Consider the following 13,523-nt stretch of genomic DNA (forward strand, 5'->3'; position numbering starts at 1 on the left):
AGGCTGAGAGGGTGTTCATTGCACGGATCGCGGATCCGCCTCAGGGCAGCAGCGCTTGCAGCGCGGCCACTTGCTGGCGCAGGGCGTCGTTTTGCGCCATCAGCTCCAGCACGCGCTGTTGCAGGGCGGGCACGGTGTCGGGCAGGTCGGTGGCGTCTTCACTGGCGGCGGGCGTGGTGCGCGGCTTGCGTTTGGCTTCGCGCACGCGCTTGGCGGCCTGCTTGAGTTCATCGGCACCCGCGCTGGCGGCGGCCACTTGCTCCTCGGCGGGCAGGCTGGCCACGGCAGCGGCGGCGTTGATCGACAGCGTGCCCGACCTGACGGCGGCCACCACCTCGGGCGCAGCCTGCTTTTGGATGGTTTCGATCAGCTTGACCTGCGTGCTGCTGATGCGCGCGGCCTTGGCGATGGCCTCGCGGCTGGGCAGCGGTTCGGGCGCCGTGCTGGTGACGCCATCCGGCGCGGTGGCATCGGTGCCGGGGGCGGCATCGGGCGCATCTGCGGGGGCCTGGGCCAGTGCGCGCTCGCGGCGCGCCGCCACGATTTCGCGCTGGCGCAGCGCCAGTACGCCGCGCTGGAAGTCCGATACGCTGCGCCGCCCCAGGTGCTGCTCGATCATCCACAGGTGCACGTCCTCCATCGACGTAAAGCGCGTGTTTTGCACGGTCTGGAACGTAATGCCGTGCTTTTGGCAAATGCCATAGCGGTTGTGGCCATCGACCAGCACTTCGCCCCACAGCACCAGCGCATCGCGGCAGCCCTCGGCAAGGATGCTGCGCTCCAGGGCGGTGTATTCCTCGGGCGTGAGCGGGTCGATATAGGCTTGCAGATCGGGATTGACGACGATATTCATACGGTGTTCAGTGCAAAAATGAGAGCTGCTAGCGCGCACTGCGCAAGGTTTTCAGGGTGTTTTGATGCTGAAAGCCACGCAGGATATGCGCTAGCAGCTATTGAATACATAGCGCCCGTACAGCCCTTGCGGGCTGCCACAGGGCGCCGGGAGCGCGCGCCGCTTACAGCAGCCGGGCAATCAGCGCGCCCTCGGCGGGGCCGTCCAGCGGGATGCGCACACGCAGCGGGCTGCCGGCGGCCACTTGCAGTTCCTCGCCTTCCAGACCGCGCATCTGCGTCAGCTGCACGAGTCGGTTGCCGCTGGGGTGGATGATTTCGAGTGTGTCGCCCACGGCAAAACGGTTTTTGGTTTCGACTTCGGCCCAGCCGTCGGTGGCGTTTTTGACCTCGGCCACAAACTGGCTGCGCCGCGCGCCGGAGCTGCCGGTTTCATAGTTCTGGTAATCGTTGGCCGGGCGGCGCTCCAGAAAACCGCTGGTGTAGCCCCGGTTGGCCAGGCCCTCCAGCTCGGTGATGAGTTCGGGGTTGAAGGCGCGCCCGGCCACGGCGTCGTCAATGGCGCGGCGGTACACCTGCGCCGTGCGCGAGACGTAGTACTGGCTCTTGGTGCGCCCCTCGATCTTCAGCGAATCGACACCAATCTCCACCAGCCGCTGCACATGCTCGACGGCGCGCAGGTCTTTGCTGTTCATGATGTAGGTGCCATGCTCGTCTTCCATGATGGGCATGAGCTGGCCGGGGCGCTCTTTTTCTTCCAGCAGATAGACCTGGTCGGCCAGCGGGTGGCGCGCGCCGCCACCGCAGGCGGCAAAGGCGCTGTGCTCGTCTTCTTGGGCCTTGGCAAAGTCGAAGTCGCCTTCCATGGGCTGGGCAATGGCCTCGCCGGTGTTGGGGTCGGTGGCGGTGCTTTGCGTGGCGTAGTTCCAGCGGCAGGCGTTGGTGCAGGTGCCTTGGTTGGGGTCGCGGCGGTTGAAGTAGCCCGAGAGTAGGCAGCGGCCCGAGTAGGCAATGCACAGTGCGCCGTGGACAAACACTTCCAGCTCCATGTCGGGGCATTCCTGGCGGATTTTGGCGATCTCGTCCAGGCTCAGTTCGCGCGACAGGATGATGCGGGTCACGCCCACCTTCTGCCAGAACTTCACGGCCATGAAGTTGACGGTGTTGGCCTGTACCGACAGGTGAATCGGCACCTGTGGCCACTTCTCGCGCACCATCATGATCAGGCCGGGGTCGGCCATGATGAGGGCGTCCGGCCCCATGGCGATGATGGGTTCGATGTCGCGCAGGTAGGTGCGCACCTTGTCGTTGTGCGGCAGCAGGTTGCTGGTCAAAAAGAACTTTTTGCCGCGCGCGTGGGCCTCTTGTATGCCTTGCTGGATTTGCTCGATGCGAAACTCGTTGTTGCGCGCGCGCAAGCTGTAGCGCGGCTGGCCCGCGTACACGGCGTCGGCGCCAAAGTCGTAGGCGGCGCGCATTTTGTCGAGCGAGCCAGCGGGCAGGAGGAGTTCGGGGCTTTTGGGTTGCATGGCGGTGTCCTTGGGCGGGGCGCGGGGGGCGCACCAGGGTCAGTGTCAGTGATGGGGGAGAGGGCTGCGGCGCGCGGGCCGCAGCGCTTTCAGTCTTTGGGCCGGAAGCCGATGACCAGCGGGTTGGGTACGCGGCCATCCACGTCGCGTGGCAGGGTTTCGGTTTTTTGCAGGGCGCGCACCACGGCCTCGTCCCAGGCCTTGTTGCCGCTGGACTGCACCAGGCGCGTGCCGACGATGGTGCCATCGGGGGCGGTGCGCACTTCCACTTCGGCGCGCGGGTTGCCGGTCAGGGCGTCGGGATAGACGATGTTGGGCTTGACCTTGGCGGCCACTTTGCCGCCGTAGCCCGCCGAGGGGCCACCGCTGCCGCTGCCCTGGCCTTTGCCACCCGCACCCGTGCCGCTGCCGCCAGCACCGGCATTGGGGCTGCTGCTGTGTTTGGCATTACCCGTGGCGTCGTCGTCGCCCGTGGCGCCAGCCAGGCCCTGCATGCGGCGCAGGGCTTCCTGGCGCCGCGCTTCCGAGGCTTTGGCGCTGGCTTTTTCCAGGGCCTCTTGCTTGCGCTGCTCTTCCTGGGCCTGGCGTTTTTTCTCTTCTGCCTGCTGTTTTTGCTTTTCGAGTTTTTCCTGGCGTTCTTTTTCGCGTTCGGCTTTGTCGGCTTTTTCGCGCTCTTTCTCTTTCTCTTTTTCTTTTTGCAGGCGTTCTTTTTTCTCTTGCTCCAGGCGCTCGCGGCGTTCTTCTTCCTTGCGTTCTTTCTCGCGCTCGGCCTTGTCGGCTTTCTGGGTTTTTTCTTTCTCTTTTTCTTTTTGCAAGCGCTCTTTTTTCTCTTGCTCCAGGCGGTCGCGGCGCTCTTCTTCCTTGCGCTCTTTCTCGCGTTCGCGTTGTTCACGCTCTTGCTGGCGCTGGCGTTCTTTCTCTTGCTGTTCTTTTTGCAGGCGTTTTTTCTCGCGCTCGATGGCGATGTCGGCCTCGCGGGTGTCGGGCACGGCCTGGCGCACGGGTGCCGGTGCGGGCGTGGGCAGCACGGGGGGCGGCGGCGGCGGCGGGGGGGCGCGCACGGGTTCGGTCGGCGGTGGCGGGGGCAGGGTGGGCTGCACCACCTCCGGTGGTGGCGGTGGTGCCGTGCGCGGTGCGGCCTGCTGGGGCAGGGCTGACCACAGCTGCGCTTGCAGGGCGCTTTCGCCGCCATCGTTGGCACTGTCGTCGCTGCTGGTTTTCCAGTTCACGCCCCAGGTCAGCGCAGCGATCAGCACCGCGTGCGCCAGCACCGCCAGGGCGATGGCGCGCAGGCGCCCCGGGGGGCGCGGCGGTGCAAAGTGGTCGCGTTCGGTGTGGCTGTGCATGCGGTGTGGGTGTGGGGTCTGTGCGTCAGCCGCCTTGTTTGACCGACAGGCCTACGCGCTGTACGCCCGCTTTTTGCAGGGCATCCATGGCCTGCAAGACGTTGTCGTAGGCCACGGTTTTGTCGGCACTGATGAGCACGGGCGTATCGGGCGGCTGGCTGGCCTGCCAGGTTTTGGCAGTGCGGCCCAGCTCTTGCAGGGTGACGGGGCGCTCCTGGCCATCGGTTTTGAGTTGCAGCGTGCCGTCTTTTTGCACGATCACCTGGCCAAAGGCTTTGGGCGGCTTGCTGCCTTTGCCCACGGTGGGCACATTGACCATGCCAGGCGTGAGCATGGGCGCCGTCACCATGAAGATGATGAGCAGCACCAGCATCACGTCAATGAACGGCACCATGTTGATCTCGTTCATGGTGCGGCGACCGCGTTGGCGCGAGGTGGTGGCGGGCATGGGCAGCCTCCTGTATCAATGGCCTGAGGCCGAGCTGGCGGGCTGCGCGCCCAGGTTGCGCTGCAAGATGTTGGAGAACTCTTCGATGAAGGTTTCCAGCTGGTTGGCCACGCGGTCGCAGTCGTGGGCAAAGCGGTTGTATGCAATCACCGCCGGGATGGCCGAAAACAGCCCCAGCGCTGTGGCCACCAGCGCTTCGGCAATGCCGGGCGCCACCGTGGCCAGCGTGACTTGCTCCATGCCGGCAAAGCCGGTGAAGGCGTGCATGATCCCCCAGACGGTGCCAAACAGCCCCACATACGGCGACACCGAGGCCACCGAACCCAGAAACGACAGGCTCGATTCGACCACATCCATCTCGCGCTGGAAGCTGGCACGCATGGCGCGGCGGGCACCGTCGAGCAGCGTGCCCGTGTCCTGGATACGGCGCTCGCGCAGCTTTTGGTATTCGCGCGTGCCGCTGGCAAAAATGCGCTCCATGGGGCCAGCGTGCTTGGCGTTTTGCGTGGCGCTGGCATACAGGTCGTTGAGGCTGGTGCCCGACCAGAAATCGCGCTCGAAGTCTTCGTTCAGTGCCTTGACGCGCTTCAAGGCAATCAGTTTGCGAAAAATCGCTGCCCAGCTGGCCACGGACACGCACAGCAGCAGCAGCATGACCAGTTGCACCACCCAACTGGCATGCAGCACCAGGTTGACGATGGACATGTCTTGGGAGTTCATGAAAGTATTTCCAGAAGGGTGCTAGGGATGCGCGCAGGGCGCAGCGTGGTGGCGTCCACCCAGCCGATGCGGATGGTGCCTTCGCTGAGGAGCGGCGTGGGGGTGGTGTTCATGGGCTCTGGCTTGAGGAGTGCTTGCTGCACGATGGTCAGGGAGGCCCCACCGTGGGCTTGTAGCTCTGCGGTAACAAGGAGTTCATCGTCCAGCCGTGCCGGGCGCAGGTAGCGCACACGCGCATCGGTAACGACAAACATGCCGCCATTTTGTTCCCGCAGGTGCTGCTGGCCCAGGCCCAGCGAGCGCAGCCATTCGGTGCGCGCGCGCTCAAAAAACTTCAGGTAGTTGGCGTAGAACACGATGCCGCCCGCATCGGTGTCCTCCCAGTAAATGCGCACGGGCCACGCAAACGCTGCCATGGTGGTGTGCCCTTCAGCCCAGCAGCGCGCGCAGGCGCGCCACGGCTTCTTGCAGCTGCGCCATGGAGCTGGCCGTGGAAAAACGCACAAAGCGCTGCGTATCGGCCATGCCGAAGTCGCGCCCTGGCGTGATGGCGATGTGGGCGCGGCGCATCAGCTCGTAGGCAAAGTCCCAGCTGCCTTGCACGCCCAGCTTGTGCGCAGCATGGGTGCAGTCGGCCCAGGCGTAGAAGGCGCCGTCGGGCTGCACCGGCACGTCCAGGCCCAGCGCTTGCAGCTGCGGGATGAAGTAGTCGCGCCGCGCCTTGAACTCGGCGCGGCGGCGTTCGTACTCGGCGATGCTGCCTTGCTCGAAGCAGGCCAGCGCGGCGTGCTGTGACACGGTGCTGGCGCAGATGAACAGGTTTTGCGCCAGGCGCTCGACCACTGGCACCAGCGCATCGGGCACCACCATCCAGCCCAGGCGCCAGCCGGTCATGTTGAAGTATTTGCTGAAGCTGTTGATGCTGATGATGTTCTCGTCGATGGCCAGCGCGGTCTGGGCAAAGGCGTCGTCGTAGCCCAGGCCCAGATAAATCTCATCGACGATGGTCACGCCGCCGCGCTCTTGCACCACGGCATGAATGCGGCGCAGCTCATCGGGCGCAATCGAGGTGCCCGTGGGGTTGGAGGGCGAGGCCAGCAGCACGCCGCGCGTTTGCGCGTTCCAGGCGGCGCGCACCTTGTCGGCACTGAGCTGAAAGCGCTCGGCGGCCGTGGTCGGGATGAGCACTGCCTTGCCCTCTGCCGCACTGACAAAGTGCCGGTTGCAGGGGTAGCTGGGATCGGGCATCAGGATTTCGTCGCCCGCGTCGATCAGTGCCAGGCAGGCCAGTTGCAGCGCCGCCGACGCGCCGGCGGTGACGACGATGCGCCGCGCTGGCACATCAACGCCAAAGCGCTGTGCGTACCAGCCGCTGATGCGCTCGCGCAGCGGCTCCAGTCCCAGCGATGGCGTGTACTGCGTGGCGCCGCTCTGGATGGCGCGCTGGGCGGCCTCCTGCACCAGGGGTGGCGCGGTGAAGTCGGGCTCACCGATGTTCAAAAAGACCATCGGCTCGCGCGTGTCGGCCACCTCGCGTGCCAGGGCCTGGGCGGCCTTGGCCACTTCCATCACGTAAAACGGTTCGATGCGCTGGGCGCGGGTGGAGATTTTCATGGGGCAGGTGGGCCGCAGCGGCGCAAAGATTCGCAGTCTTTCGGGGCAAAAAAGGGCAGGGTGGCCAACGTAGCGCCTGTCCGCCGTGGGGGTGGCGGCGCAGGCGATGGCGCGTGCTGGGCGCGTCAGGCCGCAGGCGCGCTGGGCGCTGCGACAGCGCTGGCAGCATCACCGATAGGTGCGTCGACAGGTGCGTCGGCAGGTGCACTGGCGGCTGCGTTGTCCACCGGGGTGTCGCTGGTGTGCGCGCTGGCGTTGTCACGGGCCGGTGCAGCGCCGCGTGCAGGGGCTGCGGCGTCGCGGGCCACTTCGGCGCTGCGCAGGCGCGGTGCCAGGCCGCCGAGCACGCCGTTGACGTATTTGTGGCCGTCGGTACCGCCAAACTCCTTGGCCAGCTCGATGCACTCGTTCAGCACCACGCGCCAGGGCACGTCGTGGCAGTGCTGCAATTCAAACGTGCCAATCCACATGGCAGCGTGTTCGATGGGCGAGATCTCGGCCATCTTGCGGTCTAGCAGCGGGGTGATCAGCGCGTCCAGGTCGGCAGCGGTGCTGATGCAGCCGTGCAGCACGGCGTTGTAGTGCGCTGCGTCGGCCTTGTGAAAGCCCGACAGGTCGCGCGTGAAGGCGTCGATGGACTCGGCGCTGTTGCCACCCACCAGGTGCTGGTAAAGCGCTTGCAGGACAAATTCACGGGCGCGCGTACGGCCCGACTTGGCGGCGGCCTTGCGTGCGCCCGTGCTGGTCAGGCCGGTGCGCGATTGCCGGGGCGCTTGCGCGGGGGCGGCGGGGTTGTGCTCGCTCATGACAGGGTTCCCAGGAGGTTGGCCATTTCGACGGCCACGTAGGCGGCGTCGCGCCCTTTTTCGGTTTGGCGGGCCACGGCCTGGTCGAGGTTTTCGGTGGTCAGGATGGCGTTGGCAATGGGCAGCTGGTAGTCCAGCGCAACGCGCGTGACGCCCGCACCCGATTCGTTGGCCACCAGCTCGAAGTGGTAGGTTTCGCCGCGGATGATGCAGCCCAGCGCAATCAGCGCGTCAAACTCGTCGCGCTCGGCCAGGGCTTGCAGGGCCAGCGGTACTTCCAGGGCGCCAGGCACGAACACATGGGTGATGTGCTCTGGCGCTACGCCCAGGTCTTGCAGGGCATTGCGGCAGGCCTCGGCCAGCGCGTTGGTAATGCCTTCGTTGAAGCGTGCCTGCACGATGCCGATGTGCAGCTTGCTGCCATCGAGGCCGTTGGCGGTGCCTTTGTCTGCGTTCAACATGGGTTTACTCCTTGGGGATGTAGCCGGTGATTTCGAGGCCGTAGCCCATCATGCTGGGCATGCGCCGGGGCTGGCCCATGAGCTGCATGCGCTGGACGCCGCATTCGCGCAGGATTTGTGCGCCCACGCCGTAGGTGCGCAAGTCCATGCGGCCGCGCTCGGGGGCCTGTGCCGAGCGGGCCTTGCCCTCGAACTGCTCCAGCAGTTGTGCGGCGCTTTCACCGCAGTTGAGCAGCACGGCCACGCCTTTGCCCTGGCTGGCGATGTATTGCAGGCTGCTGTCCAGCCCCCATGAGTGCATGGAGCGGTTGACTTCCAGCGCGTCGAGTACCGACAGGGGCTCGTGTACGCGCACGGGCACCACGTCTTCGGGCGCCCAGGCACCCTTGACCAGCGCCAGGTGCACGGCCTGGCTGGGCTGGTCGCGGAAAGCGTGGGCGGTGAACTCGCCGTAGGCCGTTTGCAGCGTGCGCTGGCCCACCTTTTCGACCAGCGATTCGGTGCGGCTGCGGTACTCGATCAGGTCGGCGATGGTGCCAATCTTCAGGCCGTGTTCGGCGGCAAAAACTTGCAGATCGGGCAGGCGCGCCATGGTGCCGTCGTCTTTCATGATCTCGCAGATCACGGCAGCGGGGCTGCAGCCGGCCAGGGCCGACAGGTCGCAACCCGCTTCGGTGTGGCCTGCGCGCATGAGCACGCCGCCATCCACCGCTTGCAGCGGGAAGATGTGGCCTGGCTGCACCAGGTCGGTGGGCTGGCTGCTCTGGGCCACGGCCACCTGCACGGTGCGGGCGCGGTCGGCTGCGCTGATGCCGGTGGTCACGCCCTCAGCGGCCTCGATGGACACCGTGAACGCGGTGCTGTAGACGGTGCCGTTGCGCGCCGCCATGGGCGGCAGTTTCAAGAATTCGCAGCGCTCGCGTGTCAGCGTCAGGCAGATCAGGCCACGGCCAAAGCGGGCCATGAAGTTGATGGCCTCGGGCGTGACGTGGTCAGCGGCCAGCACCAGGTCGCCTTCGTTTTCGCGGTCTTCCTCATCGACGAGGATGACCATGCGCCCGGCGCGCATTTCGGCCACGATCTCTTGCACCGGCGAGATGGGTGCGGGGGTCAGGGGGGTTGTCATGGGGGCTTTCTTCGGTGGGCCGCAGGGGGTGGGCCGCGTTGCAGCACCGCCGCACGGTGGGCCGGTGCGTGGTTGGCACGCGGGCCCAAAAAGGCTGGATTTTAGCGCCGTGGCGTGGGCCGTGCGCGCAGGGCGGTCTATATACCGGGCATTTCCAGCACCACGTCCGAGGCCGGGTGCGCCACGCAAGGCAGCACACAGCCGCTGGCGATCTCTTCTGCCGACAGGCCCGGCCAGTCCACGCTGTAGCGCACCTGGCCGCTGGCCAGCTGGCCTATGCAGGTGCGGCAGGTGCCGTTGCGGCAGGAGCTGGGCCAGTCAATGCCGCCTTGCTCCAGCGACACCAGCAGCGGCTGCTCGGGCCAGGCGTCGCACTGCTGGCCATCGGGGTGGGTGCGGGCAATAAAAAACGGGACGGCATGCGGTGCAGCGGAGGCAGTGGTCATGGTGAAATAAATAGTTAAAAGTGGACTGTGGCCTTGCGTGGCGGGCGCTAGCAGCTATTTAATTGATAGCGTTCTGTGGCTTGTGCTATGCCCACCCCCCGTCATGCGGGTGTGCCTGAAAAATAGGCAATGCGTTTTAGGGCCTTATCAATCAATGACTTAGCGCGCTAATGCAAGACTTTTTCAGAGTTATCCACACGATTGTCCAACGGAACAAGGGATAACCCTAGTCCGGTGGGTGTGCGAAGTTGCCTAAAAAATAGGCATATCGTTGAATTTCATTAAAAATCAAGCACTTGCGTAGCTCATACAAGGCTTGTCAAAACTTGTCCACAGGATTGTCCAGTGCGCGCAGGGATAACCGCGCGCTGGCGCCTGCCCCGGTTTCAGGCCACCGACACGCCCTTCCAGAAGGCCACATGGCCGCGCACATGTTCGGCCTCGGGGCGCGGGTCGGCATACGTCCAGGCCGCTTCGGGGTTGAGTTCGCCGTTCACCAGCAGCGACAAATACGTGGCCTGGCCCTTCCAGGGGCAGGTGGTTTTGTGGTTGCTGAAGGTGAAGTATTCGCGGTGCAGTGCGCTCTCGGGAAAGTAGTGGTTTCCTTCGACCAGTATGGTGTCGTCGCTCTCGGCGACCACCACGCCGTTCCAGATGGCTTTCATGGGTTCTCCTCGTCAGGGTTAAAGGTTAAAAATGGCTCCAGCGCCCGCCCAGTGCGCGCGAGCAGCTATCAAAAACATACTGCATCCGGCGCTGGGCGCCCAGGCCGCGAGGCAAGGGCGATGGTACGCGCCGGGTTTGGCCAGGGCCGTCAGCAAGCCGTGGTCTGGCCGTGTTAAGTTTCGGCCCGAAACAAAAGATAGGCAATGACACATGACAGCCTTGCAGAAAAAAATGATCGCGCCCACCCTGGAGCAGCTCACGGGCATGCGCCGTGGCATTGAAAAAGAAGGCCTGCGCGTGCTGCCCAGCGGCAGCCTGGCCTTGACGCCCCACCCGCTGGCGCTGGGCGCAGCGCTGACGCACCCGCACATCACCACCGACTACAGCGAGTCGCAAATCGAGCTCATCACCGGCGCGCGCCTGGGCGTACAAGAGTGCCTCGATGAGCTGACGGCCATTCACCAGTTTGTGTACCACACGCTGCAGGCGCAGGGCGGCGAGATGCTGTGGGTGTCGAGCATGCCCTGCGGCTTGCCCACCGACGAGACCATCCCGCTGGCGCGCTACGGCAGCTCCAACGTGGGCCGCGCCAAGAGCGTGTACCGCATGGGCCTGGGCCACCGCTACGGGCGGCGCATGCAGACCATCTCGGGCCTGCACTACAACTGGTCGTTGCCGGGCGTGACCAGCGACCAATACTTTGCGCTGATCCGCAATTTCCGCCGCCACGCCTTTGTGCTGCTGTACCTGTTTGGCGCTTCGCCTGCGCTGTGCCCGTGCTTTGTGCAGGGGCGCGACCACGCCTTGCAGCCGCTGGGCGACAGCGGCGCTTCGCTCTACCTGCCGCACGCCACGTCGCTGCGCATGGGCCGCCTGGGCTACCAGAGCGACGCCCAGGCCAGTCTGGCCGTGAGCTACAACGGCCTGGAGGGCTACGCCAACTCCCTGCACGAAGCCTTGACCCAGCCGTACCCCGCCTACGAGGCCGTGGGCGTGCGCAACCCCGGCGGCGACTACAACCAGCTGGCCACCAGCCTGCTGCAGATCGAGAACGAGTTCTACGGCACCATCCGCCCCAAGCGCACCGTGCGCACCGGCGAGCGCCCGCTGCATGCCCTGCGCGAGCGCGGTGTGGAATACGTGGAAGTGCGCCTGATGGACCTCGATCCCTTCGAGTCGGTGGGCATTGCCGCCCAGACCATGCGCTTTCTGGACGTGTTTTTGCTGCACTGCCTGCTCTCGGACAGCCCGCCCGACACGCCCGCCGAGATTGCCCAAATCAAGCACAACCAGCACCTGACGGCAGAGCGCGGCCGCGAGCCGGGCCTGACCTTGCAGCGCCAGGGCCAGCCGGTGGCGCTGGCCACTTGGGGCGCCGACATCCTGGCCGAGTGCGCGCCGCTGGCCGCCGCGCTGGACGCGGCCCACGCCACCGACGCCTACAGCGTGGCCTTGCAGGCGGCGCAGGCGCGGCTGGCACAGCCCGAGAGCACGCCCTCGGCGCGGGTGTTGCAAGAGATGGCGGCGCAGGGCAACAGCTTCAACGCGTTTGCTTTGCAGCAGTCGGTGCGCGCCCGCGACGCCCTGCTGCAGCAACCCTGGCCCGCCGCACAGCAACAGCACTTCGAGGCCCTGGCGCGCGAATCCATCGCCGCGCAAAAAGCCATCGAGGCCGCCGACACCCTGGCCTTCGAGGACTGGCGCCAGCGCTATGTGGCGGTGGAGGAGCTGGGCTGATTTTTTCTGGGGCCCATTTTTAGATCGAATTGGCCTCTAAAGCTTGTACAGCGGGCGCTTACAGCTCACTAAGTTGTAGCAGCGCTTCCTGGCGCCAGTATTCTGTGGCCGCGTAAAACCCCTCCCAGACGCAGCCGTTGCAGCCGCGTCCGCAGCAGCTGGTGGGCTCGGGTGGTGGTGCGCGCAGTGCCACACCCGCAGCATCGGCCTGTTGCTGCAGTTGCTGGAACAGACGCCGGGCGCTGGGCAGATCGTTGGCGGGGGCGGGCAGGGCGGGAGTCGCCACGGGAGCGGTGCCGGGCACGGGCGAAAGTGCGGGTGCGGTGGGGGCGGCCTCGGGCACGGGCGCTGCGGGCGGTGCGGTGCCGCTCATGGCTGGCGGCGCTGGGCAGCGCGCTGGCGCAGGCCGTACTGCACCAGAAAAGCCACGCCCAGCACCAGCGCAAACCAGCCCACCACGGCGGCCTGGTGCATCATTTCGCGCACGCTGCCCGAGCGGGCAAAGTACGGCGCCAGCAGCACGATCAGCCCGATCAGCGCGCAGGTCACGCCCTTGAACAACAACTCCTGGTCGGCTTTGCGCTGGCGCGCGGTGGGGGTGCGGTCGGGTGAGTTCATGGCAGTCAGCGGCGGGTGAGCGCAGGGGTGCAGTGGGGCAATGGCGGCGTGGGGCGCAGTGCGCCCGGCGCGCGATTATCGGCGCGGGCTGCGTTCCATGTGGGGTGCAGGGGCTGTGCGGCCTCTGGTGCCGGGGTGTGGTTTGGGGGTGTGGCCTGCGGTGCAGGACAATCAGCCCCCTCTTTACCGCCTGCTGCTTCCATGCGCCGTTCGAAACACCTGCCTTTTACTGCCACCTGGGGCCGCTGGGCGCGTGGCGCCGCGCTGTGCCTGCGCATGACGCGCCCGGGGTTTCTGGTGATGACGGCGGTGGGCTGTCTGGTGGGGCTGGCCAGTGCGCACGGCTCGGGCGTGGCACTGTCGCTGCCCGCCGCGCTGGCCACGCTGGTGCTGGCGCTGCTGGCCCATGCAGCGGCCAACCTGCTCAACGACCACGCCGACGCCCTCAATGGCGCCGACGCGGCCAACGTGCAGGGGCTGTATCCCTTCACCGGCGGATCGCGCCTGGTGCAGAACGGCGTCGTGCAGGTGCAGGACATGCGCCGCCTGGCCCTGGCGCTGCTGGTGCTGGTGGTGCCCGGCGGGCTGTGGCTGGCTTGGCACAGCGGCCCGGGGCTGCTGTGGATAGGCGCCGTGGGTCTGGTGTTGGGCTGGGCCTATTCGGCACCGCCGCTGGCCCTGATGGCGCGTGGCCTGGGCGAGCTGGCAGTGGCATGCTCCTGGGCCTTGATTGCCGTCGGCGCCGACTATGTACAGCGCGGCCAGTGGGCCGGGGTGTCTGCGGCAGCAGCGGTCAGTTTTGGCCTGATGAGCGCCAATGTGCTGGTGGGCAATGCCTTTCCGGATGCGGCCTCGGATGCGCTGGTGGGCAAACGCACCCTGGCCGTGCGCCTGGGGCCGCGTGGGGCGGCTGTGCTGTACCTGCTGCTGGCCGTGCTGGCGCATGGCTGGGTGGGCGCGATGGTCTGGGCCAGCGTACTGCCGCCCACGGCCCTGTGGGCGTGGCTGGCGGCGCCGCTGGCGCTGGTGGCGGGCACTTTGCTGCTGCGCCATGGTGCCCAGCCTGCGCGATTGCGCCCGGCCCTGGTGCTGGGCATTGCCGCCGTGCTGGTGCACGGCGTGGCGCTGTCGCTTGGAATTTGGAATTTTTGAAA

The 13,523-nt window shown here is 66.3% G+C and carries 15 protein-coding genes and 1 pseudogene; 2 read left to right on the forward strand and 14 right to left on the reverse strand.

The window, feature by feature from the left end:
* Window positions 1–40 precede the first annotated feature (40 nt).
* From EV674_RS01840 to EV674_RS01895, 12 genes and pseudogenes are all read right to left on the reverse strand, one after another.
* Window positions 41–853, reverse strand: coding sequence for a ParB N-terminal domain-containing protein (locus tag EV674_RS01840; RefSeq protein ID WP_119011835.1), 813 nt, complete (start codon window positions 851–853; stop codon window positions 41–43).
* A gap of 163 nt (window positions 854–1,016) precedes the next feature.
* On the reverse strand, window positions 1,017–2,381 hold the full coding sequence (gene trhP, locus EV674_RS01845; protein WP_119011836.1) for a prephenate-dependent tRNA uridine(34) hydroxylase TrhP: 1,365 nt from the start codon (window positions 2,379–2,381) through the stop codon (window positions 1,017–1,019).
* Window positions 2,382–2,470: 89 nt separating this feature from the next.
* Entirely contained in the window at window positions 2,471–3,727 is a 1,257-nt protein-coding gene (tolA, locus tag EV674_RS01850) for a cell envelope integrity protein TolA (protein ID WP_119011837.1), read from the reverse strand.
* A 25-nt stretch (window positions 3,728–3,752) separates the two neighbouring features.
* A complete protein-coding gene (locus tag EV674_RS01855) occupies window positions 3,753–4,175 on the reverse strand; it encodes an ExbD/TolR family protein (protein WP_119011838.1) in 423 nt (140 codons plus the stop codon).
* 15 nt (window positions 4,176–4,190) lie between these two features.
* Window positions 4,191–4,895, reverse strand: a complete 705-nt coding sequence (tolQ, locus tag EV674_RS01860) for a protein TolQ (protein WP_119011839.1) — start codon at window positions 4,893–4,895, stop codon at window positions 4,191–4,193.
* Window positions 4,892–5,311: a YbgC/FadM family acyl-CoA thioesterase gene (locus tag EV674_RS01865; protein WP_119011840.1), complete on the reverse strand. Its 420-nt coding sequence runs from the start codon at window positions 5,309–5,311 to the stop codon at window positions 4,892–4,894. Before EV674_RS01865 ends, tolQ begins: the two co-directional genes overlap by 4 nt.
* Window positions 5,312–5,324: 13 nt before the next feature.
* On the reverse strand, window positions 5,325–6,509 hold the full coding sequence (locus EV674_RS01870; protein WP_119011841.1) for a pyridoxal phosphate-dependent aminotransferase: 1,185 nt from the start codon (window positions 6,507–6,509) through the stop codon (window positions 5,325–5,327).
* Between the two features lie 275 nt (window positions 6,510–6,784).
* A pseudogene (gene nusB / locus EV674_RS01875) lies at window positions 6,785–7,315 on the reverse strand (transcription antitermination factor NusB); the annotation flags it as partial.
* Window positions 7,312–7,776, reverse strand: a complete 465-nt coding sequence (gene ribH, locus EV674_RS01880; RefSeq protein ID WP_119011843.1) for a 6,7-dimethyl-8-ribityllumazine synthase — start codon at window positions 7,774–7,776, stop codon at window positions 7,312–7,314. The gene ribH and the pseudogene nusB, both read right to left, overlap by 4 nt.
* Before the next feature lie 4 nt (window positions 7,777–7,780).
* Window positions 7,781–8,902, reverse strand: a complete 1,122-nt coding sequence (ribBA, locus tag EV674_RS01885; RefSeq protein ID WP_119011844.1) for a bifunctional 3,4-dihydroxy-2-butanone-4-phosphate synthase/GTP cyclohydrolase II — start codon at window positions 8,900–8,902, stop codon at window positions 7,781–7,783.
* A 137-nt stretch (window positions 8,903–9,039) separates the two neighbouring features.
* The gene (locus tag EV674_RS01890; protein ID WP_119011845.1) at window positions 9,040–9,348 is read right to left on the reverse strand and encodes a 2Fe-2S iron-sulfur cluster-binding protein; all 309 of its coding nucleotides are present in this window, start codon (window positions 9,346–9,348) and stop codon (window positions 9,040–9,042) included.
* A gap of 386 nt (window positions 9,349–9,734) precedes the next feature.
* Window positions 9,735–10,013 (reverse strand): DUF427 domain-containing protein, encoded by a 279-nt coding sequence (locus EV674_RS01895; protein ID WP_119011846.1) that lies wholly within the window; start codon window positions 10,011–10,013, stop codon window positions 9,735–9,737.
* 211 nt (window positions 10,014–10,224) lie between these two features.
* Here EV674_RS01895 and gshA point away from each other — a divergent pair, with 211 nt between their 5' ends.
* Window positions 10,225–11,751: a glutamate--cysteine ligase gene (gshA, locus tag EV674_RS01900; RefSeq protein ID WP_119011847.1), complete on the forward strand. Its 1,527-nt coding sequence runs from the start codon at window positions 10,225–10,227 to the stop codon at window positions 11,749–11,751.
* A gap of 58 nt (window positions 11,752–11,809) precedes the next feature.
* Here gshA and EV674_RS01905 read toward each other — a convergent pair whose 3' ends face one another.
* Window positions 11,810–12,124 carry an oxidoreductase-like domain-containing protein gene (locus tag EV674_RS01905; protein WP_119011848.1) on the reverse strand — a complete coding sequence of 105 codons (315 nt, stop codon included), beginning with the start codon at window positions 12,122–12,124 and terminating at the stop codon, window positions 11,810–11,812.
* Window positions 12,121–12,369: a hypothetical protein gene (locus EV674_RS01910; protein ID WP_119011849.1), complete on the reverse strand. Its 249-nt coding sequence runs from the start codon at window positions 12,367–12,369 to the stop codon at window positions 12,121–12,123. Before EV674_RS01910 ends, EV674_RS01905 begins: the two co-directional genes overlap by 4 nt.
* A gap of 201 nt (window positions 12,370–12,570) precedes the next feature.
* Here EV674_RS01910 and EV674_RS01915 point away from each other — a divergent pair, with 201 nt between their 5' ends.
* Window positions 12,571–13,521 (forward strand): prenyltransferase, encoded by a 951-nt coding sequence (locus EV674_RS01915; RefSeq protein WP_206613224.1) that lies wholly within the window; start codon window positions 12,571–12,573, stop codon window positions 13,519–13,521.
* The last annotated feature ends 2 nt before the right edge of the window (window positions 13,522–13,523 follow it).

Origin of the sequence: Simplicispira metamorpha (assembly GCF_004341365.1) — a bacterium.
In the GTDB taxonomy this organism is placed as follows: Bacteria; Pseudomonadota; Gammaproteobacteria; order Burkholderiales; family Burkholderiaceae_C; genus Simplicispira; species Simplicispira metamorpha.

What these genes read in the sequence shown, in the direction of transcription:
- ribH (WP_119011843.1), bottom strand. Translation starts at nt 7,776, where the DNA reads ATGTTGAACGCAGACAAAGGCACCGCCAACGGCCTCGATGGCAGCAAG.
- EV674_RS01840 (WP_119011835.1), bottom strand. Translation starts at nt 853, where the DNA reads ATGAATATCGTCGTCAATCCCGATCTGCAAGCCTATATCGACCCGCTC.
- EV674_RS01855 (WP_119011838.1), bottom strand. Translation starts at nt 4,175, where the DNA reads ATGCCCGCCACCACCTCGCGCCAACGCGGTCGCCGCACCATGAACGAG.
- EV674_RS01905 (WP_119011848.1), bottom strand. Translation starts at nt 12,124, where the DNA reads ATGAGCGGCACCGCACCGCCCGCAGCGCCCGTGCCCGAGGCCGCCCCC.
- EV674_RS01910 (WP_119011849.1), bottom strand. Translation starts at nt 12,369, where the DNA reads ATGAACTCACCCGACCGCACCCCCACCGCGCGCCAGCGCAAAGCCGAC.
- ribBA (WP_119011844.1), bottom strand. Translation starts at nt 8,902, where the DNA reads ATGACAACCCCCCTGACCCCCGCACCCATCTCGCCGGTGCAAGAGATC.
- gshA (WP_119011847.1), top strand. Translation starts at nt 10,225, where the DNA reads ATGACAGCCTTGCAGAAAAAAATGATCGCGCCCACCCTGGAGCAGCTC.
- EV674_RS01890 (WP_119011845.1), bottom strand. Translation starts at nt 9,348, where the DNA reads ATGACCACTGCCTCCGCTGCACCGCATGCCGTCCCGTTTTTTATTGCC.
- EV674_RS01915 (WP_206613224.1), top strand. Translation starts at nt 12,571, where the DNA reads ATGCGCCGTTCGAAACACCTGCCTTTTACTGCCACCTGGGGCCGCTGG.
- trhP (WP_119011836.1), bottom strand. Translation starts at nt 2,381, where the DNA reads ATGCAACCCAAAAGCCCCGAACTCCTCCTGCCCGCTGGCTCGCTCGAC.
- EV674_RS01865 (WP_119011840.1), bottom strand. Translation starts at nt 5,311, where the DNA reads ATGGCAGCGTTTGCGTGGCCCGTGCGCATTTACTGGGAGGACACCGAT.
- tolQ (WP_119011839.1), bottom strand. Translation starts at nt 4,895, where the DNA reads ATGAACTCCCAAGACATGTCCATCGTCAACCTGGTGCTGCATGCCAGT.
- EV674_RS01870 (WP_119011841.1), bottom strand. Translation starts at nt 6,509, where the DNA reads ATGAAAATCTCCACCCGCGCCCAGCGCATCGAACCGTTTTACGTGATG.
- tolA (WP_119011837.1), bottom strand. Translation starts at nt 3,727, where the DNA reads ATGCACAGCCACACCGAACGCGACCACTTTGCACCGCCGCGCCCCCCG.
- EV674_RS01895 (WP_119011846.1), bottom strand. Translation starts at nt 10,013, where the DNA reads ATGAAAGCCATCTGGAACGGCGTGGTGGTCGCCGAGAGCGACGACACC.